The organism is Amycolatopsis sp. MJM2582 (assembly GCF_000754115.1).
Lineage (GTDB): Bacteria > Actinomycetota > Actinomycetes > Mycobacteriales > Pseudonocardiaceae > Amycolatopsis > Amycolatopsis japonica.
The window spans coordinates 251,565-272,498 of the sequence record NZ_JPLW01000007.1 but is presented as its reverse complement, the minus strand read 5'-3'; the positions used below and the strand labels follow the sequence as shown (position 1 = coordinate 272,498).

Below are 20,934 nucleotides of genomic sequence, written 5' to 3'. Positions count from 1 at the left end.
GAGAGATCATGGCGGCCGGCTGGCGGTTCGTCCATCTCGCGGTGCTGCGGCCGCTGCTCACCGTCACCGCGTTGCTGTGCCTGTACTACCTGCTTCCCGTCGACCAAGGGCTGCGTCCCTGGACCGTGGCCGCCTTCGCCTCCGGCCTCGCGATCGTGGTGCTGGTCGTCGTCGGCGAGGTGCGGATGATCCTGCGCTCGCCGTTCCCCGCCCTGCAAGGGATCCAGGCGCTCGCCTTGGTCGTGCCGCTGTTCCTGCTCCTGTTCGCCGACGTCTACTACGTGCTCGGGCAGGACCGGCCCGGCTCGTTCGGCACGGAGCTGACGCGAACCGACGCCCTGTACTTCACCGTCACCATGTTCACGACGGTCGGTTTCGGCGACATCGCGCCGGTTTCGGCGACGGCGCGGATCCTCGTGATGATCCAGATGGTGGCGAACCTGCTGGTGCTGAGCATCGCCCTGCGGGTGATCGTGACCGCCGTGCGGCATCGGCGTTCGTCCACAGTGGACCTATCGCGCGGGCAGCAGCAGCGCGGCGATCAGGCCGATCACCCCGGCCGCGGTCATCGTCGCGAGTGCCCAGGCGAAGCCGTGCCCGGCCGCGCCGGCCAGCACGGAGCCCGCGAGCGCCGTCCCCACCGAAGAACCCAGGTTGGACACACCGCGCGAGACCCCCGAGATGTCGCCCTGGGCCGCGTCCGGGCTGCGCGACTGGACCAGGTTCACCGACGCCGTCAGCATGATCCCGACCCCGGCACCGAGCAGGAACAGCCCCGGAACGGCGCTCGCCACCCCTGAATCCGCCCGTACCAGCAGGAGCACGAGCAGCAGCCCGGCGATGGCGAGCACGAAACCACCGCGGATCAGCCGGCGTTGCGCGTGCCGCCGGGCCATCCGTCCCGCGGCCGCCGAAGCGGCGAGGATGCCGATCGTGGCGGGTGTCAGCGTCAGCCCGGTTTCGACCGCGTCGTACCCACGGGCCTGTTGCAGGAAAACGGCGATCACGAAGAACGAGCCCTGCAGGATCAGCCATTGCACGTGCTGGGTGATCAGGCCGAGCCGGGTGACGCGGTCGCGGAAGAGCGCGGGCGACACCAGCGGTTCGCGGCCGCCCCGTTCCCGCGCGCGGATGTGGAGGTGGAAGGCGACCAGGATCGCGGCGCCGAGTCCGATGAGGAACCAAGCCGGGCGCAGCACACCGGCCACGACGAAGAACAGGCCCGCCGCCGAAAGCACCGCACCGCCGACGTCGAACGCGGCGCGGGCGGGGGTTTCCATCGGTTCCGCGATCCGCAGCGCGAGCAGGACGATCACGCCGACGAGCAGCACCTGGAGGAGGAACGAGGACCGCCAGCCCAGCCACGTCGTGATCAGCCCGCCGAGGAGCGGACCGGCGGCGGCGCCGAGCGCGCCGGCGCCGGAGATCACGCCGAACCGGCGGGCCCTCGTCTCGACGCCGGGACTGGCGACGGTCACCAGGATGTAGATCGGCGGGATCATCAGCGCCGACCCGATGCCCTGCAGCAGGGAATACCCCAGCACCAGCGCCACCGGCCCGTGCGCGACCGAGGCGAGCAGCGCGCCCGCGCCGTAGACGCCGAGGCCGGACACGAAACACCGCTTGCGCCCCAGGACGTCGGTCAGTTTGCCGCCGGGCACCATCAGCGTCGCCATGGTGAGGGTGAACAACGTGATCGCCGTCTGGACGCCGAGCACCGTGGTGCCGAGGTCCGCGGCGAGCACGCTCACGGCCACGGTCATCGTCGTCGCCGCGTAACTGGCGACGAACTGGGCGAGGGCCAAGGGCGGCACGAGCATCGGCGTGGCCTTCCGATCGGGGTGCCGACCACGGTGTCGTGGCCACCACCTGGCCACCTCACCCCGGGCGGATGAGGCGGCGCCCACCCGTCCGGACGACGGTGATCGCCGACCGCACCCGATGCCCGAGGAGGCACCATGCCCGAAACCGCGATCGCCGACCACGGCCTGATCGGCGATCTGCAGACCGCCGCACTGGTCACCACCGACGGGTCGATCGACTGGTTCTGCAGTCCGCGTTTCGACGCGCCGTCGGTCTTCGGCGCGCTGCTCGACGACGAACGCGGCGGCCGGTTCCGGATCCGGCCGAGCGGGCCGCATACGAGCAGGCAGATGTACCACCCGGACACCGCGGTCCTGATCACCCGGTTCTCCGGCGCGGACGGGATCGGCGAGGTGGTCGACTTCATGCCCCCGCGTGACGGCGCCGCGACCGCCCGGCACCGGATCGCGCGCCTCGTCCGCTGCGTCCGGGGCAGCATCACCTTCGAGATGGAGGTCGCGCCGCGGTTCGACTACGGCCGTCGTCCGCACGAGGCGATCCCCTTCGGGCACGGCGTCGTCTTCGTGTCGAGCGAACTGTCGCTGACGTTGCACCCGGTCCGCGAACCCGGCGACGAGCACCTGGCCGAGACGCGGCTCGAAGGCGGCGACGCGCATCTGCGGCTGAGTCTCACGGCGGGACAGGTCCGCGGCGTCGTCCTCGAGACCGACACCGCGGAACCGCCGCGGGAGATCCGGCTCCGCGAGTTCACCGCCCTGTTCGACGGCACGGTGGGCTGGTGGCGTTCGTGGCTGGCCCGCTCCACCTACCGCGGCCGCTGGCGCGAGATCGTGACCCGCTCGGCGATCACCCTGAAACTGCTCACCTACCGGCCGACCGGCGGACTGGTCGCCGCGCCGACCCTCGGGCTGCCGGAGGAACTCGGCGGGGAACGGAACTGGGACTACCGCTACACCTGGGTGCGGGACGCGTCGTTCTCGGTCTCCGCGTTGCTGGCGCTCGGTTTCACCGAAGAGGCCGCACGCTTCGGCGGCTGGCTGGGCGACCGGATCCGCGAAGGCGGCACCGGGGACGGCGGGCCGTTGGCCGTGCTCTACCGCGTCGACGGCGCGACGGATCTCCGCGAGGAGGACCTCCCGCACTGGTCCGGCTATCGCGGGTCGAGCCCGGTCCGGGTCGGCAACGACGCAGCCGGGCAGCTGCAACTGGACATCTACGGCGAGGCGATGGACAGCGTCTACGCCGCCGACCGGGCGGGTTTCGAACTGCCCCATCGCGGGTGGACCGCGGTCCGCGCGGCGCTCGACTGGCTCGGCGAACACTGGGACCAGCCGGAAGAGGGTATCTGGGAGACCAGGGGCGGCCGCCGGTCCTTCACCTACGGCCGGTTGATGAGCTGGGTCGCCTTCGACCGCGGCCTCCGGATGGCGAGCACCCACGGCCGTCCCGCCCCGGTCGAGGACTGGACGTGGCAGCGCGACAGCATCTACGACCAGATCCTGAACCAGGGCTGGCACCGGACGAGACAGGCGTTCGTCCAGCACTACACCGGCGACGAACTGGACGCGTCGCTGCTGCGGATGCCGCGCACCGGTTTCCTCCCTTCGCGGGATCCGCTCTGGCTCTCGACGCTCGACGCGATCGGGAAGGACCTGGTCGTCGACAGCCTGGTGCACCGGTACGACCCGGCCGCGTCGCCGGACGGCCTGGCGGGCACGGAAGGCACTTTCTCCTTGTGCAGCTTCGCCTACGTCGACGCGCTGACCCGGGCGAGCAGGCTGGACGAGGCGCGGGCGGCGTTCGAGAAGATGCTGACCTACGCCAACCACGTCGGCCTCTACGCCGAGGAGATCGCGCCCAGCGGCGAACAGCTCGGCAACTTCCCGCAGGCCTTTACCCATCTCGCGCTGATCGACGCCGCGGTCACCCTCGACGCCGCGTTGGGCTGATTGCGCGAAGATGCGGGGATGGGTTACCGGACCTGGATGCGGTACTTCACACCGTCCGCCGTGCACCGACGGCTGGGCCTGGTGTGCCTCGGGGTCGGGCTGCAGCACGGCGTCCTGCCCGCCGTCGGGCCGCGGGTGCTCGACCATTACGTGGCCGTGGTGGTGTCGAAGGGGCGCGGGTGGTTCGCCGTGACGGGCGGGGAACGGCAGGAGGTCGTCGCGCCCGCGCTGCTGTGGCTCGTCCCCGGGGTCGGGCACCACTACGCGCCCGACCCCGCGCACGGCTGGGAAGAATGCTTCGTCGACTTCGACGGCAGCGCCGTGGACGCCTATGTCGAACTCGGGTACGTCACGCCCGGGACGCCGGTGGTGCCACTGGGCGACGTCGAGGCCGTGCGCGACATCGTGAGCCGGATCGTGCGCTGCGCGCGCGGCGGCAGCCCGCTCGCCCAGGTCGACGCCTCGGCGGCCGTGCATCATCTGCTGGTGGCGTTGCGGCGGGCCGCCGACAGCACCCCTGACGACGGCCCCCTGCTGGAGGCGCTGGCGCAGGACGCCCTGCTGCCGCTCAGCGTCGCCGAGATCGCGGCCCGCCGCGGCATGACCCTGCCCGAACTCCGCACCGCCGTGCGCCGGAGCACCGAGACCGGGCTGAAGGATCACCTGCTGACCCTCCGCCTTAACCGCGCCAAGGAACTCCTCGCCACCACACGGATGCCGGTGCAGGAGGTGGCGCAGGCGATCGGTTACGAGGATGCCGCCTACTTCAGCAGGCTCTTCACCCGCCGGGTCGGTGTCTCTCCGGCACGCTTCCGCGAGTCGCGCGTCCAGGCCGTCCCCGGCGGCTGGAGTTCGCGTGTTCCCCCGGCCGACGACCCGCCGTTGGTACCCGACTGACCGCCTTGGACTTCCGCATCGGGCCGCTTGGACTTTCCGCGCAATAAGTGCATGGCCGACGCTTGAAGTTGACTGAAAGCGTTGACTTACGCGCAATAACGTTCATAACATCGGCGACCGCCCCGCCAACTGTGGTGCGGGTCACCCTTGGGAGAGAGTCATGCGGACCCTGCCTCTTCTCGGCGCCGCGGCCTTGGCCGTGGCGGCGACCACGGTGGTACCGGTGTCGTCCGACGCCGCGCCGCCGGACGCGACGTACACCATCACGGTCGACGCCAAGAAGTCGTTCAGCCCGACCACCGACACCCCGGCGAGTACCTATGTCGACAAGGACGGCACGTTCTACTTCCAGCAGGCGGCCGCGCTCTACGGCGCGGACCAGCCGCGGGAATGGGACTTCTACAGCGGACGCGATTTCGACAGCTTCACCAAGAACCCGATCAGTTCGGCGGTGAACCCGGCGAATCCCGCCGACCGCAACGACGACACCACCTGGCGCTGCAACAACAGCCCCACCGGCAAGGAATCCACCGATCCGCCCGCCGGGTCGGGTTATTCGCAGCGCAATTTCTGCGACCTCGTCGGCACCTGGGTCGATCCGGACACCGGCGACTGGTACGGCCTGATCCACAACGAGTTCACCCCCGAGCCGTTCGGCGCGTACTCGTTCTCCCACTACGACGCGATCGACATGGCCGTCTCGAAGGACCAGGGCAAGACCTGGACCATCAAGGATCACGCGATCACTTCGCCGTACAGCACGAAACGCGGCGACACGGTGGCGTTCCCGCATCAGACGTTCGACTACGGCGACGGCGACCCGCGCCTGTTCGTCGACACCGCCTCCGGCTACTTCTACGTCTACTACGGCTCGCGCATCGTGCCGAAGGCCGGCGCGGGCGGCCCGATGACCGGGCTGGCGCACGTCGCGCGTTCGCCCATCTCGGCCAAGATGGCGTCCGGCTCGTGGCAGAAGTGGTTCGACGGCGGCTGGAGCCAGCCGGGCGTCGGCGGCCGCGAGAGCAACATGGTCCCCGTGTCCGCCGCGGGCGACACCGGCTACACACCCGTCGCGGACGACTACGACCCGGCCAACACCGGCAACGTCACCCAGCAGATCGCCGCGGGACAGCTGCCGAAGAAGTCGGACCTGTTCATCATGAACATCGCCTACAACGCGCATCTCGGGCTCTACATCGGCGCTCCGGAGGCCGTGGACAGCGTCGTGCCCCAGCGCTATTACGTGACCGACGACCTGACGACGCAGAAATGGCGTCTCATCGGCGACACCGGGAGCTACACCAACCAGTCGTGGTACCGCTGGTTCGTCGACGCGGCGAACAAGACGAACTCGACCATCATCGGCAAGCAGTTCCGGTCGTACTGCGCGGTGGCCTGCTCGAACAACGCGGGCGGCGAGTACACCACGCAGACCATCACGTCGTCGGCGCCCGCACCGTCCCCTGTGGACACTTCGCGCAAGTACCGGATCGGTCTCGGGGACGGCCGGGTTCTCGCGCAGGGCACCGGAACCGCGACGACGTCGGTCGCGGCCACGACCGGATCCGACCGCGAAGCATGGCAGTTCTCCTCCGACGGCGACGGCTCGTATCGCATCGCCAACGCAGCCACGGGCCAGCTCCTCGGCGTCGATGCCGTGCAGGCTGGCCGGGCGTGGGGCGCGAAACCGACCGTGACGTCGGCTTCGACGGTCGGGCAGCAGTGGTTCGTCATCCCGTCCACTGTGGACAAGGGAACCTTCCGGCTGGTGAACCGGTACAGCGGCCTCGTGCTCGGACTGTCCGGCAAGGCCTCACGCCTGGCGGAGACCACCCCGCTGCGATCCTGGACCGACACCACCGGGAACACCGTCGGCGGCGGCCGGACCGCGGCCGAGCAGACACTGAGGTTCACCGACGCCGGCGCGGGCACCCTCGACGGCGTCCACACCCTGGCCGCGTCCGGCAAGAACCTCGACGACCCGGACTCGTCGACCGCCGCCGGAACCCCGCTGGTCACCTGGACGCCGAACCAGGGCGCCAACCAGAAGTGGCTGTTCACCCGGCAGTCCGACGGTTCCTACACGCTGACCAACGCGCATTCGAAACTGTGCGCCGACGTCGAAGGCGGGGCCACCACCGCGGGCGCGCGCGTCATCCAATGGACGTGCACCGGCGGGGCCAACCAGCGCTGGAACGCGACCAAACAGTCCAACGGCACCTACAAGATCGCCAGTGTCCGCTCGGGCCTGCTGCTGACCACGGCGTCCACTTCGGACGGTGCGGCCGTGACGCAACGGGCCGACACGGGCTCCGCGCTGCAAGCGTGGGCCATCGGCTGACCCCGCGTGGCCCGCTCCTTCGGGGGCGGGCCGCCCGGGTTGCGTTTGTGTGGCACATCACACTCTCACTGCACGTCCATGATCCGCAACCGTCTCCCTTCATGAGAGCACTTTCGGTGAAAAGTTCACCGGGCGTGGGAGGGAGAACACCATGAAGCACACCGGCATCATCCGCACCACCACCATCACCGGCGTCGTCGCGGCGCTGAGCCTGGCCGCCATCGTCCCGGCGCTGGCGAGCCCGGCTTCCGCAGACCCGGTCACCACCGTGGCCGACCTCGACGGCGACGGGGAGATCGAGACCGTCACCGCGCAGCTCACCGGCCCCGACGACCAGGTCATCTCGGCCACCGTGCACGGCACCTTCACGTCGATCCACCTGGGCGCCGACAGCTCCGTGCCGCTGGCGGCCCCGCGCGTCACCGACCTCAACGGGGACGGCCGCGCGGAACTGATCGTCACCCAGTCCGTCGGCGCCAACACCACGTTCTTCACCGCGCTGCACTACGACGGCCGCAACCTCGCCCAGGTCGTCGGCGACGACGACAAGCCGCTGTCGGTCGCCGAAGGCGGTGGCATCGCCGCCCACCTGGGTTACCAGTGCACCCCGCTCGACGGCGGCGGCCGCACCTTCGAAACCGTCGCGGCCGAGGCCGACGACGTCGGCGCCGACCCGCTCACCTATTCGGGCACACGCACCGTCTACACCCTTCGCGACGGCGCGCTGACCACGCAGAAGACCATCCCGATCACGAGCCGTCCGGTGACCGACCCGGTGCTGGGCACCGACGCCGCCAGCTGCGACCAGCCCGGCGCCTGACGGCCCGTGCCGCCAAGCGCGTGAAGGCCTCCTTCCCTCGGCTGAGCCGAGGGAAGGAGGCCTTCACGCGCAAAATGGTGACTAAGGCGCGTAGGTCAGGCAGTTGGCGGCATGGTCACCCTCGCCCGGTCCCACCCGGACACTCGAAGCGGTGCATTCCAGTGCGGAATTGTGGCGGCAGTCGGACCGGGAGCAGGCGCCCACCTGCGCGGTCACTCGATCGAGTCCGCCCTTGGTATTGAGCGGGACGAACGTTCCGCAATCGGCCGAACCGTTGCCGCCGCCCACCGTGATGGCGAAAGCGTGACAGCCGTCGTGGTTGTACGAACATCCGCTGACCGTGCATTCGTGGACGGCGGGCATTTCGGTGGTGGTCATAACGACTCCTGTACTTCGTGGTGGTGGTGTCGTTCGGTATGACCAGGGTTACACCGGCCCGGTGCGGCGGCAATTCGGGGAAATTCATTCACGTCCGGCGAGCAGCCGGTCCAGCCAGGAATCGCGGGCGGCGAGACACGATCGGGCGACAGCCGTTTCCGGTGCGAGATCGTAAAAGCCGTGGAACGCGCCGCCCCAGACGTGCAATTCCGCCTCTCCCCCGGCCGCCCAGATCGCGCTCGCGTACGCCACGGCCTCGTCGCGGAACACCTCGGCGGCGGCGACGTCGATGAACGTCGGCGGCAGTCCGCCGAGATCGGTCGCGCGGGCCGGGGCGGCATACGGCGAGACGTCGGGGCCGCCTCGCCGGTCGCCGAGGACCATCGTCCACGCCGTCAGGTTGCTGGTCCGGTCCCAGACGCCGACGCCGTCGTACCGGCGCGCGGACCCGGTGTCGTTCCGGTCGTCGATCATCGGGCACTGGAGCAGCTGGCCGCACAGCGCCGGCCCGCCGCGGTCGCGCGCCAGCAGCGTGACCCCGGCGGCGAGGCCACCTCCGCCGCTGCCGCCGAAGATGACCAGCTTGCCCGGGTCGAAGCCCAATTCGTCCGCGTGCGCGGCCATCCACTCCAGGCCGGCGTAGCAGTCCTCCACCGGCACCGGATCCGGATGTTCGGGCGCGCGGCGGAATTCGACGGTGACCGCGACGGCGTCGTACTTCATCGCCCATTCGACGAGCGGTCCCACCGCCGCGAACCGGTCGCCCATCACCATTCCGCCGCCGTGCACGTGGTAGATCCCCGGCCCGCCGCCGCGATGATCCCGGCGCGCGATGACCGAAACGACGATCTCCGGGCCGCCGTATCCGGGGATCGTGTGATCGGTCCAGGTGACCGGGCGATCGCCGATCTGTTCTTCGATCGTCGGGAACGGCAACGCCCGGTACCGCTCCAGCTGATCCGCCGTCATGCCGACCGGCACATTTCCCTTCAGCGCGGGCAGGACGGCGGCGAGTTCGGGATCGTATGCGGGTTCCACCATCCGCGTGAGCTTAGAGGTCGACGTCCAGCCGCGAAGACGCACGCGAGACACAGCAGTACATCCGCCCGTCCGGCGCCCCGATGTCGTCCCGGTGCTCCGGTTCCCCGCCGACGACGCGGATCTCGCAACTCCCGCAAACGCCTTCACGGCACCCGGACGGGATCCGGAACCCCGCGTGGTTCAAGGCGTCCAGCAAGGACTCCTCCGCGGCGACCGGCACCGTCCGGCCCGAACGAACGCAATGCACCTCGAAAGGCACATCGGGCGCGAATTCCTTGGCCACCGGCCGGAACCGTTCGAGGTGCAGGCGGTGCGCGGGGAACGCCGCCTCGGCCGCGTCGAGCATCGACGCGGGGCCGCAGCAGTAGACCAGCGCGTCCGGGCCGAGTCCGGCCGCCAACGCGGCGAAATCGGGTCTGCCGTCCGTGTGCAGGCGCACCCTGTCGCCGTACTCCGCCTTGAGTTCGGCGGCGAACGGCATGGTCGCTTCGGACCTGCCGACGTACACCAATCTGGCCGAGTCACCCGCCGCCGCGAGCATCGGCATGATGGGCGTGATGCCGATCCCGCCCGCGATGAACAGGTACTCCGGGGCGGGCAGCAACGGAAAGTTGTTGCGGGGCAACGAGACATCGAGGGTCCGGCCCGCGCGCAGGAACAGGTGGACGTATTCCGAACCACCCCGGCTCAGCCGGTCGTGGCGGACGGCGACCCGGTAGCTGCCGCGATCCGCCGGGTCCCCGCACAGGGAGTACTGCCGGGTCAGCCAATTCGGCAGGGACAGATCGACATGCGCGCCCGGCTCCCAGGCCGCCAACGGACCCTCGGCGCCGCGCAGTACGAGCGAGACGACATCCTCGGCGACCGGTTCCACGCGGTCGAGAACGGTCTTCTGCGTCAACGGGATCACCTCAGTACAACCGCCGGTAGCCGGTTTCGAGCATGGTCTGCAGCACCGCGGGATCGACGTCGGGACCCATCTGCTCGGCGGCGACCTCGCCGACGGACGGCAATTCGTCCGCCAGCGCCTGACTCGCGGGATCCCAGAGCCGGGACCGGATCAGCGCGCGGCCGCAGTGGAAGAAGGTCTCCACCACGTCGACGACGATCGCCAGAACCGCCGGTTTGCCTTCGGTACGCATCCTGGCGAGCACGTCCGGCTCGTCGGTGGGATAGGCGCGGCCGTTGACCCGGAACACCTCCCGCATGCCGGGGACCACGAACATCAGGCCGATCCCGTCGTTCTCCGCGAGATTGCGGAACGAGTCGGCGAGTTTGTTGCCCGGCCGGTCGGGGATCGCCAGGGTGCGCTCGTCGAGCACCTTCACGAAACCGGGGTAGTCGCCGCGCGGCGAGCAGTCGGGCAGGCCCGTCGCGTCCGACGTCGCCATCGCCACGAACGGGGCATGGGCGATGAACCGGTGGCCGTGCCGGTCGATCCGGTCGTGGACCTTGGCCTTGATCATGGCCTCCGGCTCCCCCAGCCGGGCACGGACCTCTTCGGGCGACAGCCTGCGCGGACGCGTATCAGTGCTGGTCATGGCACAATTATGAGCAATTGTTCAGCCCGCTCGCTACTCGCTTTCACGCCGCTTCACCGGGAGTGTCATGACGTCGGAGCAACGACGGCTTCAACCACGTAAACAGCCTCGCCAGGTCCGGGCCGAGCTCACGAGGCAGCGCATCCTCACCGCGGCTGCTCACGTTTTCGCCGAGTTCGGGTACGCCGCCGGGACGACGAACCGGATCGCCGAACGGGCCCGGATCTCGATCGGTTCGCTGTATCAGTACTACCCGAACAAGGACGCGATCCTGGCCGAGTTGCTGACCCGCCACCTCGACGGCGACCGGGCCACCGAGACGCTGCGCCGGTACAAGGAATCACCGGAGCCGCTCGAAACCGTCATCCGGGATTTCGTGCACACGGTGATCGAGAACCATCTCGACGATCCGCGGCTGCTGCAGATCATGATCGAGCAGGCGCCCCGTTCCGGCGAACTGCTGGACCGCATCACCCGGCTGGAATGGGAGATGATCGGCGATCTGCGGGAACTGCTCCACGGCCACCCCGAAGTCCGCGTGCGGGACAAGGACACCGCCGCCCGGCTCGTCGCGTCGACCGTGGAGCTGACCGTGCACCAGCTCATCGCCTCGCCCGGCTCCATCGACGTCACGCGGCTCGAGAACGAGCTCGTGGCGATGATCACCGGTTACCTCCGGGCCTGATTTCCGGGGGTTGACCAGGCGATGAGCGGGTATCCACCGGTGTGAGCCGACTTGGGGACAGGGTGCGCGGCCTCACCGCCCGGTGGCGGCGGCGAGGCGGCGCACTCGCGCTGATCTGGACATTGATCACCTTCGGCCTGGTCGCGATGCTGTGGATGTCCGGCTTCCGCGCGTGGCCGGTGTACCTGACCGCGGCACCGGGCGCCGTCGTCACCGTCCTGCTGTGGATCGGTGTCGCGCGCACCCGCCACCGGAGGGTCGTCGAGAAACAGCCGAGCGGTTGAGCTACTTCGTCGCGCGCATGGCCAGCTGGTCGAATTCGCGATCCGGCAAGGTCCTGTTGAGCTCCAGGAGCTGCTCGGCGAGGTGACCGACGGCGTACCGCGTCTCCGGTTTCTCGGCCTCGATGGCGCTGCGGATGGCGTCCACGACGACGGACGGGTCGGAGCCGTCGCTGAGCCCGGTTTCCCCGTGCCGCGCCATGGCTTCCGCCATCTCGCGATAAGCCCCGTGGCCGGAGTTCTCCCTCAGCTGCGCGGAAGTCTGGTCCTCGAACTCGGTTTTGATGATGCCCGGCTGGATGATGACGACGTCGATGCCGAAGGGCTCGACCTCCATCCGGAGCGTGTCGGAGAAAGCTTCGAGCGCATGCTTGGACGCGTAGTACCAAGCGCCGAACGGCAAGGAGATCTCGCCGCCGATCGACGAGACGTTGACGATCGTGCCGGATCGCCTGCCCCGCATGGCGGGCAGGACGAGCTGAACGAGCCTGGCGGGCGCGAGGAGATTCACTTCGAGCTGGTCGCGCGCGCTGTCGAGCGGCACGTCCTCGACGGCGCCGTGCAGCACGGTCCCCGCGTTGTTGACCAGGACGTCGATTCGTTGCCGCTCGTCGAGAACGGTGCCGACCGCTCGGCGGAGATCGTCCTCGTTCCGAGCGTCCATCTTGAGCACCTGGCCGCCCGCCGCGCGGAGATCGTCCATCTTCTCCACACGCCTCGCGGCGCCGTAGACGATGTGCCCGGCGCGCAGGAGCTCCAGCGCGGTGGCGTGGCCGATCCCCGACGAAGCTCCGGTGACCAGGCATACCTTGGCCGTCATTCCGTGTGCCCCTCCTGATTTCTTCGCTTACAAAGAAACCGTAGGCTCGTTTTTCCTGCTGCTGCAACACAGAACCTAGAATCGATGCAATGACCATGCAACTGAATGCACCGGAGGACGGGTGCCGGGAAACCGTTTGACCCGCGACGAACGCGGGCAGATCGCGTCGGGACTGTCGGCGGGGCTCACGTACGCCGAAATCGCCCGCCGGATGGACCGCCCCAAATCGACCGTGATCCGTGAGGTGGCGCGCAACGGCGGCGCCCACGGTTACCGGGCGGATCAGGCGCAGCAGGCGACGCGATGGCGGGCGCGCCGCCGCAAACCCGGCCCACCGCCCGGCCAGCCGCAGCCCCCGGAAACGCTGCGCGACTTCGAAACCGAATTCGCCGAGACGATGGCCGCGACCGGCGTCCCGGCGATGATGGCCAGGGTCCTGGCGTGCCTGTTCACCGCGGATACCGGTGGCGCTACCGCCACCGAACTGGTGGCCAGGCTGGAGGTCAGCCCCGCGTCGGTGTCCAAGGCCGTCGGCTGGCTCGAACAACGCGGCCTGATCACTCGCGAGCGTGAGGGCAGGCGGCAGCGATACGTCATCGACGACGACTTCGGCTACCGCGCCTGGCAGACGAGTCTCGAAGCGATGACCCAATGGGCCGAGGTCACCCGGCGAGGCGCCGTCCTGCTCGACGGCCCGGCGGGCGCCCGGCTGGACGCCACCAGCCGGTTCTTCCGGCATCTGCGCGAGGACATGGGTGAGGCGGCCGAACACTGGCGCCGGACCGGCCCGCGCTGACGGGGCGGGCGACCGAAGCCGCCCGCCCCGTCCGGAACGCCGTGGCGTCACCCACGCTTGAATTCCTCCCAGGTCACCTTCTTCACCTTGGGGCCGTCGTCCTTGGCGTGGCTCGCCAGCCCGTTCAGGCCCTTGAAGTAGTCACCGGCCTGGGCCTGCGCCTGCGGCGACATGTCGGTGTCGCTGATCGCGATGCCGTGGATGTGCTCCACCCAGTCGCCCTGGCTCGGCGTGCGGTGCCAGGCGGCGAACCCGACCTCGCGCAGCGCCTTCACCGCGGCGGTCTTGTTCGGGAGATTGTTCACCGAGATGTCGACCGCGCCGCCGCCGTCGTGCGTACCGCCCGAAGCGCCCACCCCGCCGGCGTTGTACGAGCCCTGCGTGATGGTGAACTTGACCCCGGCCTTCTTCTCCGCGGCCGCGATCATGTCGGCCGTGCGCTTGTTGACCGTCTTGCCGTCCAGGCTGGTCTTCGAGCCGACGCCGATCGGCGCGGTCACCGTGTAGCGGCCCTTGCCCAGCTCGGTCAGCGAGCCCTTGCCCGGCAGACCGCTCGCGGCGAGGCCGCTGTGCCCGAGCGACTTCTGGTACTTCTGGTACGCGGTCACCGTCGAGGTGCCGAAGTGCCCGTCGACCTGCTTCTTGTCGAGCAGGTTCTTCGCGGCCAGCGCCTGCTCGACCACCTTGACGCTCTCCCCGGAGCCCGGCGTGATCGACTGGTCGGCCTTGTACGGATCCCACATGGCCGCCTTGACCACGGCCTCCATGTTGACCGAGGGTGCGGCCACCGCGGGCTGTGCCGCCGTCATCCCCAGCGTGGCCCCGGACAGAGCGGCGAACATCGCGGCGGTTGCCACCTTGCGCATGACTGCTCCTTCACTCGATGGCTGCTCCCCGTGAGCAGCTCGTGACCGACACTGGCCCGGAAGCGGTGTCACCCGGAACCGCCTGTACACAACGTCTGACGTCAAAAACCGCAGGTTGACAGCGTTTGACAGCGCCCGAGGCGGGCCGCTTCCGCTGGTCAGCGCGGCGATCCGGACACTCTTCGCGATATAGTCACCAAGCCGCGAAGAGTGACGAAAAACGTTGTCACGGTGGACACGATCGCGAGGGGGAGCGTGCCGGAACCGCGAACAGGAGAACGGGCGCCGGAGCTCGAAGCGTTCATGGAGGAACTGCGGAAGCTCCGGACGCGAGCCGGGGAGCCGTCCTTCCGGAAGATGGCCGCGAAGTCCGGCGCGGTGTCCCACGCGACCCTGCACCTCACCGTCACCGGCAAGCGGTTGCAGCCGTGGGAGACGGTCCGGGAGTTCGTCCGCGCCTGCGACGGTGACGAAGAGGAATGGCACGCCCGATGGCAGGGTGTCCAGCTCGTGCTCTCCGCCGACCGAGAACCGGATCCCGCGCCGCGGTCGCGGTCCAAACTCCTCCTGGTGGCGCTCGCCCTCGTCGCCGTCGCCGCGATCGCCGCCGTCGTGGTCGTCCTGCTGCCGGACGCGCAGGAGCCGTCTGTGCCGCCCCATCCCGGCGACGCGAGCAAGTTCGTCGCCGACGTCACCATCCCCGACGACACCGTGGTCAAACCGGGCAGCCAGTTCGTGAAGGTGTGGGAGCTCAAGAACACCGGCACCGTCGAATGGCGGAAGCGGTATCTGCGCCGCACCGACCTCCCGGTCGCGCCCGGCGCCTGCCGCACCCCGGACCGGATCCCGGTCAACGACACCGCCCCGCAGGGGAACGTGCAGGTGACGGTCACCGTGAGCGCCCCGCCGACCGCGCCCGCCGACTGCAAGGTCTTCTGGAAGATGGTCGACGAGGAGAACCGGGAACTCTTCCCGGCCAGCAGGCCGATCTACTTCTCGGTGCTCGTGCGCGTCTGAGCCGTTTTCGCGTCCCCCCAATTCCCGGTGTGTTCGCCTCCCAATCACGTGAGTTCGCCGTGCAATCACGCGAGTTACGCCTCTGATCACACATGAGACGCGCCTGAGCCCGGGGAAAACACCTCGTTCGGCCGGAAAAGTGCGCTAGCCGCCGCTTTCCGGGCTCCCTACGCTGAATTCCGCGCACGAGAACCACAAACGGCCTCGGGAGACTCCAGTGAGAGCAACGAGAATCGTGTTCTGCGCCCTGTTCGCCCTCGGCGCCGCCTGCCTTTCCCCCGCGGCGTCGGCGGCGCAAAACGCGTTCACGCTGTCCAGCACCGCTTTCGCCAACGGCGGCCTCATACCCAAGGTGCACGAGTGCACCAGCGGCGGCGGGAACGATCCGGCCAAGAAGAACGAGTCGCCACCGCTGGCCTGGTCGGGCGCTCCCGCCGCGGCGAAGAGCTACGCGATCGTCATGCGCGACCTCGACAACGCCAACCTCATCCACTGGGTCATCTACGACATTCCGGCGTCCACGGCCTCGCTCCCCCAGAACGTCCAGCACGTCTACCGGCCGCCGGTGCCCGCCGGCTCCAGGCAGGTCTACTACCGCGGCAGCGCCAGCCTCTACGGCTACCAGGGCCCGTGCTCGCCCTCGACCGTGAACACCTACGAATTCGTCGTGCACGCCCTCGACCGGGCGTCGCTCACCGGCCTGAACTCCGGTTCGTCGACCCAGGCCGCCGCCAGGGCGATCACCGCGGCTTCGATCGGTTCGGCGAGGATCACCGGCGAGTCGTAAGTCCCCTGGTCACCCGTGGCAAAATCGGCCCAATGCGGATCGGGATGCTGGGGCCCTTCGAGGTGCACACGGACGACGGCGGGCTCGCCGACGTGCCGGGCGCGCGGCTGCGCGGGCTGTTGATCGCCCTCGCGCTCGAGCCGGGCCGGGTGGTCCCGAAAGCGTCGCTCGTCGACTGGATCTGGGGCGAGCAGCCCCCGGCCGACGCGACGAACGCCTTGCAGCGCTTGGTTTCCCGGCTGAGGAAGGTGCTCCCGGACGGCGTCGTCGAGGGACAGACCGACGGCTACCGGCTGAAGGTGGCGCCCGAAGACGTCGACGCCGTGCGCTTCGAGCGGCTCATCGAGCAGGCCCGCGGCGACGAGGAGCCGAGGCGGCTGCGCGAGGCGCTCGGGCTGTGGCGCGGGGCGGCCATGCAGGACGTCGGCCTGCAGGACAGCGGCGCGTTCGACGCCGCGGTCACCCGACTCGAAGGGCTTCGCCTGACGGCGCTGGAGGACCGGTTCGACGCGGAACTCGACCTCGGGCACGGCGCGAACCTGGTCACCGAGCTGACCGATCTGGTGGCCGCGCACCCGCTGCGCGAGCGGCTCGTCGCCGCGTTGCTGCGGGCCCTCGCGGCGACCGGCCGCGACACCGAAGCGCTACTCGTCTACCAGCGCACGAGGGAAGCACTGGCCGACGCGCTCGGCGTCGATCCCTCGCCGGAACTGTCCGCGGTGCACGTCCAGCTGCTGCGGGGCGAGCTGGGACGGCGCGAGGAGAACCGCAAGACCAACGTGCGCGCCGAGCTGACCAGCTTCGTCGGCAAGGACGACGACGTCGCCAAGGTCCGCGAGCTCGTCGCCGAGCACCGGCTCACCACCCTGATCGGGCCCGGCGGTTCGGGGAAGACCAGGCTGGCCACGGAAACCGCGCGCACCGTGCTCGGCGACCTCCCGGACGGCGCGTGGCTGGTGGAGCTCGCGGCCATCGGCCCGGATGACGACGTCGCCCAGGCGACGCTCGCGGCGCTGGGCCTGCGGGACGCGCTGCTCGGCGACTCTTCCAACGCCGAACCCGCCGAACGGGTCGTCGCCGCGATCCGCGACCGGGAAGTCCTGCTGATCCTGGACAACTGTGAGCACGTGATCGAGGCGGCCGCGGCCTTCGCCCATCGGGTGCTCGGGGAATGCCGTCGTCTCCGGATTTTGGCGACGAGCCGGGAGCCGCTCGGCATCACCGGCGAGACGTTGTGGCATGTCGTGCCGCTGGCCGTCCCGGACCGGCACGCCGCCCCCGGCGAGATCGAAGCCTCCCCCGCCGTCCGGTTGCTGCGGGACCGGGCGAGCGCGGTGCGCAAGGATTTCGTGGCCGACAAGAGCACTCTCGACACGATGGCGCGTGTGTGCCGGATCCTGGACGGGATGCCGCTGGCGATCGAACTGGCCGCGGCCAGGCTGCGCACGATGTCCGTCGAGCAGCTCGCGAACCGGCTCGACGACCGGTTCCGCCTGCTCACCGGCGGCAGCCGGACCGCGCTGCCCCGGCACCGGACGTTGCGCGCCATGGTCGACTGGAGCTGGGAGCTGCTGTCGGACGCCGAACGGACGGTCCTGTGCCGTCTCTCGGTGTTCTCGGGTGGGGCGAGCCTGGAAGCGGCCGAGCGGGTCTGCGTCGGCGAGGCCGTCGAGGAGTACGAGGTCCTCGAACTCCTCACCGCGCTGACCGAGAAATCGCTGCTGGTCTCCGCGGGCGACGAGGCCCCGCGCTACCGGATGCTCGGCACGATCAAGGAGTACGCCGCGCAACGGCTCGCCGAGGCGGACGGAACGCTGCTGGCACGCCACGCGCATCTCGCGTATTTCACCGGCCTCGCCGAGGCCGCCGAGCCGATGCTCCGCCAGGCCGAGCAGCTGGAATGGCTCGCCAAGCTCAACGCCGAGCACGACAACATCACCGCCGCGATGCGCGGCGCCCTCACGGCGGGCGAAGCGCCGGAAGCGATGCGGCTCGCGGCGGCCTGTGGCTGGTACTGGTGGCTCAGCGGGCACCGCACGGAAGGCATGGAGCTGGTCAGCACGGCCGTCAAAACGCCGGGCGAGGTACCGGAAGAGATCGCGGCCGTCGTGTACGGGCTCGTCTCGCTCTTCGTGAGCTCCGGTTTCGCCGACGAACACACCGCGGCGAAGTGGATCCACGAGTCGTACCGGCTGAGCACACGCACCGAGAAGAAGCACCCGCTGCTGGGCCTCGTCGTCCCGCTGGAACGCATGCTGGCCGGGGACGAGGCGCTGTCCGCGTGGGAACCGGTGCTGTCGGACGAAAACCCCTGGGTCCGCGCGCTGGGCAGGCTGCACCTCGGCAAGATGCGGGTCTCGCTCGGCCATCCCGGCCGGGAGGCGGACGAATACCTCGAGGGGGCGCTCGCGGAGTTCCGGGCCATCGGCGAACGGTTCGGGATCTCGTTCGCCCTGACCGAATTGGCGGACCGGATCGCCACGCGCGGCGAGTTCGCCACCGCGTGCGAGTACTACGAACAGGCGGTCACGGTGGTGACCGAGGTCGGCTCCGTCGAGGACCTCATCCGGCTGCGGGCGCGGCAGGCACAGCTGTTCTGGCTGATGGGCGACGAGGAGGCCAGCGCCGCCGCCGCGGCCGATGCGGAGCGTCGTGCCGAGCGGGTCACATGGCCGGGTGCCCTGGGCATGTTCGCCCTCTCGCAGGCGGAACTCCTCCACTGGCGTGGCGAAACCGAGGAAGCGGCGAAGCAGCTCGATTTCGCGACGACCGTGATGGGCGACGAAGCGGGATTGGGACACGTCCGCGCCATCACCCACGACCTTCGCGGCTACTTCACCGACGATCTCGGCCGGTCCCGTGAACACCGGGAATCGGCCTATCAGGCGGCACGTGAAGTGCAGTACCAGCCCTTGATCGCCCACGTGCTCGTCGGGATCGCGGATCTGGCCCTGCGCCAGGACGATCCCGAACAGGCAGGCAGGCTGCTCGGGGCGGCCGACGAACTGCGCGGGCTGCCGGACCGGTCCCGGCCGGACGTGACCCGCATCGAGGAGACAGCGCTGCGCCGCCTCGGCGAAGCGAAGTTCGCGGAGGCGGCGCGAGAAGGCGCTGCGGCGGACTGGAAACAGCTGGCCGAGGTCACGCTCGCTTCTTGAACGTCGAGGACGCCCACAGGTATCCGGCGAGCGCGATCCCGGCGCACCAGCCCAGGGCCGGGAGCACGTCGCCCGCGGCGGGTGCCCCGTTGAGAAGCCCGCGCAGGGTCTCGATGATCGGCGTGAAGGGCTGGTACTCCGCGAATTCCCGGAGTCCCGGTCCCATCTTCTCGGCGGGCACGATCGCGCTGCTGAAGAACGGCAGCATGACCAGCGGAACCGAGGCCATTCCCGCGGTTTCCGGGGATTTCGCCGCCAGTCCCAGCGCGACCGTGAGCCAGGCCGCCGCGAAACCGAGCAGGACGACGATGCCGACCACGCCGAGCCAGTCGAGGAAACCGGCCGCCGGCGAGAAGCCGAGCAGGAAGGCCACCCCGGTGAGCGCCGCGATGGCGACCAGGTTGGTCAGCACGCTGGCGATGACGTGCCCGGTCAGCACGGCGCCGCGGGAGACGTCCATGACCTTGAACCGGTTGATGATGCCCTTGGTCATGTCGGAGTTCACCGCGGTCGCGGTGGCGCCGAGGCCGTAGCAGACGGCCAGCAGCATCAACCCCGGTGTCGCGTAGTCGATGTAGTCGACGCCGACGCTGAACGCGTCCCCGAAGACGTAGACGAACATCAGCATCATCACCACCGGCATCAGGATCGCGTTGAACACCGAGGTCGGATTGCGGACGAGGTGCTTGAAGTTACGGCGCAACATCACCGTCGAGGGGGAGTTCATCGGGCTGCCTCCGTGTCGTGGCCGGTCAGGGCGAGGAAAACGTCATCGAGATCAGGGGTGTGGACGGAGAACTCTTCGGCTGCGATCGAGTACTCGTCGAGCCGGTCGAGCAGCGAGCGCAGGGATTTCGTCCCGGCGTCGCTGGGGATCCGCAGGTCGAGTTCCTCGTCGTCGCGGGTGGCGCCGGGGAAGATCCGCGCCGCCGCGTCGAGTTCGGCGACGGTGGTGAAGTGGAGCCGGACGTGCGTGCCGGGCATCCGGCGCTTGAGCTCGGCGGGCGTGCCCTGTGCGACCAGGCGGCCCTGGTCGAGGACCGCGATCCGGTCGGCGAGCTGGTCGGCTTCCTCGAGGTACTGGGTGGTGAGGAAGACGGTCACGCCGCCCGCCACCAGCTCGCGGATGATCGACCACATCGTGCGACGGCTGCGCGGGTCCAGGCCCGTGGTGGGCTCGTCGAGGAAGATGATCCGCGGATCGCCGACGAGCGTCATCGCCAGATCCAGCTTCCGGCGCATACCGCCGGAGTAGGTCGACGCCGGCTTGCGCGCCGATTCCACCAGGTCGAAGCGTTCCAGCAGCTCGGACACGACGTTCTTGCCCGCTTTCCCGCGGCTCAGATCCACCATCAGCTGGAGGTTCTCCTGGCCGGTCAGCAGTTCGTCGACCGCCGCGAACTGGCCTGTGACGCCGATCGCGGCACGCACCGCCTTGGCCTCGGTCACCAGGTCGTGGCCCGCGACCTTCGCGGTGCCGCCGTCGGCCTTCATCAGGGTGGTCAGCAGGTTCACCGTCGTGGTCTTACCCGCCCCGTTCGGGCCGAGCAGGGAGAAGATGGTGCCCGCCCGGACTTCGAGGTCTATGCCGTCGAGGACGACCTTGTCGCCGAAGGTCTTGCGCAGTCCGGAGACCGCGATCGCTGTGTCGTTCATGGGCACCACTTTGGAAGGCCGCGCTGACACGGCCCCGCCACGGCGCTGACACGGGTGGTGTCAGCGCCGTGTCAGCC

At 69.6% G+C, this 20,934-nt stretch carries 19 protein-coding genes and 1 pseudogene; 11 read left to right on the top strand and 9 right to left on the bottom strand.

Annotated elements, in window-relative coordinates; genetic code table 11:
• Window positions 1-8: 8 nt before the first annotated feature.
• Window positions 9-425 (top strand): annotated as a pseudogene (locus tag ED92_RS43850) (potassium channel family protein); the annotation flags it as partial.
• Window positions 426-512: 87 nt separating this feature from the next.
• Here the strand turns inward: ED92_RS43850 and ED92_RS35860 are convergent.
• Window positions 513-1,820 (bottom strand): MFS transporter, encoded by a 1,308-nt coding sequence (locus ED92_RS35860; RefSeq protein WP_037346345.1) that lies wholly within the window; start codon window positions 1,818-1,820, stop codon window positions 513-515.
• A 138-nt stretch (window positions 1,821-1,958) separates the two neighbouring features.
• Here ED92_RS35860 and ED92_RS35855 point away from each other — a divergent pair, with 138 nt between their 5' ends.
• The 4 genes from ED92_RS35855 to ED92_RS35840 all read left to right on the top strand — a co-directional run bounded on the left by ED92_RS35855 (window position 1,959) and on the right by ED92_RS35840 (window position 7,831).
• Window positions 1,959-3,773, top strand: a complete 1,815-nt coding sequence (locus ED92_RS35855; protein WP_037346343.1) for a glycoside hydrolase family 15 protein — start codon at window positions 1,959-1,961, stop codon at window positions 3,771-3,773.
• 18 nt (window positions 3,774-3,791) lie between these two features.
• Window positions 3,792-4,670, top strand: a complete 879-nt coding sequence (locus tag ED92_RS35850) for an AraC family transcriptional regulator (protein WP_037346341.1) — start codon at window positions 3,792-3,794, stop codon at window positions 4,668-4,670.
• 160 nt (window positions 4,671-4,830) lie between these two features.
• Window positions 4,831-7,011: an RICIN domain-containing protein gene (locus tag ED92_RS35845; RefSeq protein ID WP_037346338.1), complete on the top strand. Its 2,181-nt coding sequence runs from the start codon at window positions 4,831-4,833 to the stop codon at window positions 7,009-7,011.
• A gap of 151 nt (window positions 7,012-7,162) precedes the next feature.
• Window positions 7,163-7,831 carry a hypothetical protein gene (locus ED92_RS35840; RefSeq protein WP_037346336.1) on the top strand — a complete coding sequence of 223 codons (669 nt, stop codon included), beginning with the start codon at window positions 7,163-7,165 and terminating at the stop codon, window positions 7,829-7,831.
• Between the two features lie 81 nt (window positions 7,832-7,912).
• On the opposite strand, the gene ED92_RS35835 is transcribed toward ED92_RS35840, so the two are convergent.
• The 4 genes from ED92_RS35835 to ED92_RS35820 form a co-directional block, all read right to left on the bottom strand.
• The gene (locus tag ED92_RS35835; RefSeq protein WP_016331847.1) at window positions 7,913-8,209 is read right to left on the bottom strand and encodes a DUF1540 domain-containing protein; all 297 of its coding nucleotides are present in this window, start codon (window positions 8,207-8,209) and stop codon (window positions 7,913-7,915) included.
• An 84-nt stretch (window positions 8,210-8,293) separates the two neighbouring features.
• Window positions 8,294-9,250 (bottom strand): alpha/beta hydrolase, encoded by a 957-nt coding sequence (locus ED92_RS35830; protein ID WP_037346335.1) that lies wholly within the window; start codon window positions 9,248-9,250, stop codon window positions 8,294-8,296.
• 10 nt (window positions 9,251-9,260) lie between these two features.
• Window positions 9,261-10,157: a PDR/VanB family oxidoreductase gene (locus tag ED92_RS35825; RefSeq protein ID WP_200882793.1), complete on the bottom strand. Its 897-nt coding sequence runs from the start codon at window positions 10,155-10,157 to the stop codon at window positions 9,261-9,263.
• Window positions 10,158-10,161: 4 nt separating this feature from the next.
• A complete protein-coding gene (locus ED92_RS35820; protein WP_037346334.1) occupies window positions 10,162-10,791 on the bottom strand; it encodes an MSMEG_1061 family FMN-dependent PPOX-type flavoprotein in 630 nt (209 codons plus the stop codon).
• A 67-nt stretch (window positions 10,792-10,858) separates the two neighbouring features.
• Between ED92_RS35820 and ED92_RS35815 the strand changes: the two genes are divergently transcribed.
• Both ED92_RS35815 and ED92_RS35810 read left to right on the top strand, forming a co-directional pair.
• Window positions 10,859-11,476, top strand: a complete 618-nt coding sequence (locus tag ED92_RS35815; protein ID WP_037346332.1) for a TetR/AcrR family transcriptional regulator — start codon at window positions 10,859-10,861, stop codon at window positions 11,474-11,476.
• 41 nt (window positions 11,477-11,517) lie between these two features.
• Window positions 11,518-11,760 carry a hypothetical protein gene (locus ED92_RS35810; RefSeq protein WP_235213461.1) on the top strand — a complete coding sequence of 81 codons (243 nt, stop codon included), beginning with the start codon at window positions 11,518-11,520 and terminating at the stop codon, window positions 11,758-11,760.
• A gap of 1 nt (window position 11,761) precedes the next feature.
• Here ED92_RS35810 and ED92_RS35805 read toward each other — a convergent pair whose 3' ends face one another.
• Window positions 11,762-12,577 (bottom strand): oxidoreductase, encoded by an 816-nt coding sequence (locus tag ED92_RS35805; RefSeq protein ID WP_037346329.1) that lies wholly within the window; start codon window positions 12,575-12,577, stop codon window positions 11,762-11,764.
• Window positions 12,578-12,698: 121 nt separating this feature from the next.
• On the opposite strand from ED92_RS35805, the gene ED92_RS35800 reads away from it, so the two are divergent.
• A complete protein-coding gene (locus ED92_RS35800) occupies window positions 12,699-13,373 on the top strand; it encodes a helix-turn-helix domain-containing protein (RefSeq protein WP_037346328.1) in 675 nt (224 codons plus the stop codon).
• A gap of 47 nt (window positions 13,374-13,420) precedes the next feature.
• On the opposite strand, the gene ED92_RS35795 is transcribed toward ED92_RS35800, so the two are convergent.
• Window positions 13,421-14,239, bottom strand: a complete 819-nt coding sequence (locus ED92_RS35795; protein ID WP_037346325.1) for a peptidoglycan-binding protein — start codon at window positions 14,237-14,239, stop codon at window positions 13,421-13,423.
• A 231-nt stretch (window positions 14,240-14,470) separates the two neighbouring features.
• Here ED92_RS35795 and ED92_RS35790 point away from each other — a divergent pair, with 231 nt between their 5' ends.
• The 3 genes from ED92_RS35790 to ED92_RS35780 all read left to right on the top strand — a co-directional run bounded on the left by ED92_RS35790 (window position 14,471) and on the right by ED92_RS35780 (window position 19,201).
• A complete protein-coding gene (locus tag ED92_RS35790) occupies window positions 14,471-15,256 on the top strand; it encodes an NBR1-Ig-like domain-containing protein (protein WP_235213460.1) in 786 nt (261 codons plus the stop codon).
• A gap of 235 nt (window positions 15,257-15,491) precedes the next feature.
• Complete coding sequence (locus ED92_RS35785; RefSeq protein WP_037346323.1) at window positions 15,492-16,043, top strand: YbhB/YbcL family Raf kinase inhibitor-like protein; 552 nt, start codon at window positions 15,492-15,494, stop codon at window positions 16,041-16,043.
• A gap of 32 nt (window positions 16,044-16,075) precedes the next feature.
• Entirely contained in the window at window positions 16,076-19,201 is a 3,126-nt protein-coding gene (locus ED92_RS35780; RefSeq protein WP_037346320.1) for a BTAD domain-containing putative transcriptional regulator, read from the top strand.
• On the opposite strand, the gene ED92_RS35775 is transcribed toward ED92_RS35780, so the two are convergent.
• Both ED92_RS35775 and ED92_RS35770 read right to left on the bottom strand, forming a co-directional pair.
• Window positions 19,185-19,928, bottom strand: coding sequence for an ABC transporter permease (locus tag ED92_RS35775; RefSeq protein ID WP_037346317.1), 744 nt, complete (start codon window positions 19,926-19,928; stop codon window positions 19,185-19,187). The genes ED92_RS35780 and ED92_RS35775 overlap by 17 nt on opposite strands.
• Window positions 19,925-20,857 (bottom strand): daunorubicin resistance protein DrrA family ABC transporter ATP-binding protein, encoded by a 933-nt coding sequence (locus ED92_RS35770; protein WP_037346315.1) that lies wholly within the window; start codon window positions 20,855-20,857, stop codon window positions 19,925-19,927. The genes ED92_RS35775 and ED92_RS35770 overlap by 4 nt, the downstream gene beginning before the upstream one ends.
• Window positions 20,858-20,934: the final 77 nt, after the last annotated feature.

Bases quoted from the DNA above. Each gene is read 5' to 3' on its own strand.
- ED92_RS35860 (WP_037346345.1), bottom strand. From the start codon at position 1,820: ATGCTCGTGCCGCCCTTGGCCCTCGCCCAGTTCGTCGCCAGTTACGCG.
- ED92_RS35855 (WP_037346343.1), top strand. From the start codon at position 1,959: ATGCCCGAAACCGCGATCGCCGACCACGGCCTGATCGGCGATCTGCAG.
- ED92_RS35850 (WP_037346341.1), top strand. From the start codon at position 3,792: ATGGGTTACCGGACCTGGATGCGGTACTTCACACCGTCCGCCGTGCAC.
- ED92_RS35845 (WP_037346338.1), top strand. From the start codon at position 4,831: ATGCGGACCCTGCCTCTTCTCGGCGCCGCGGCCTTGGCCGTGGCGGCG.
- ED92_RS35840 (WP_037346336.1), top strand. From the start codon at position 7,163: ATGAAGCACACCGGCATCATCCGCACCACCACCATCACCGGCGTCGTC.
- ED92_RS35835 (WP_016331847.1), bottom strand. From the start codon at position 8,209: ATGACCACCACCGAAATGCCCGCCGTCCACGAATGCACGGTCAGCGGA.
- ED92_RS35830 (WP_037346335.1), bottom strand. From the start codon at position 9,250: ATGGTGGAACCCGCATACGATCCCGAACTCGCCGCCGTCCTGCCCGCG.
- ED92_RS35820 (WP_037346334.1), bottom strand. From the start codon at position 10,791: ATGACCAGCACTGATACGCGTCCGCGCAGGCTGTCGCCCGAAGAGGTC.
- ED92_RS35815 (WP_037346332.1), top strand. From the start codon at position 10,859: ATGACGTCGGAGCAACGACGGCTTCAACCACGTAAACAGCCTCGCCAG.
- ED92_RS35805 (WP_037346329.1), bottom strand. From the start codon at position 12,577: ATGACGGCCAAGGTATGCCTGGTCACCGGAGCTTCGTCGGGGATCGGC.
- ED92_RS35795 (WP_037346325.1), bottom strand. From the start codon at position 14,239: ATGCGCAAGGTGGCAACCGCCGCGATGTTCGCCGCTCTGTCCGGGGCC.
- ED92_RS35780 (WP_037346320.1), top strand. From the start codon at position 16,076: ATGCGGATCGGGATGCTGGGGCCCTTCGAGGTGCACACGGACGACGGC.
- ED92_RS35775 (WP_037346317.1), bottom strand. From the start codon at position 19,928: ATGAACTCCCCCTCGACGGTGATGTTGCGCCGTAACTTCAAGCACCTC.
- ED92_RS35770 (WP_037346315.1), bottom strand. From the start codon at position 20,857: ATGAACGACACAGCGATCGCGGTCTCCGGACTGCGCAAGACCTTCGGC.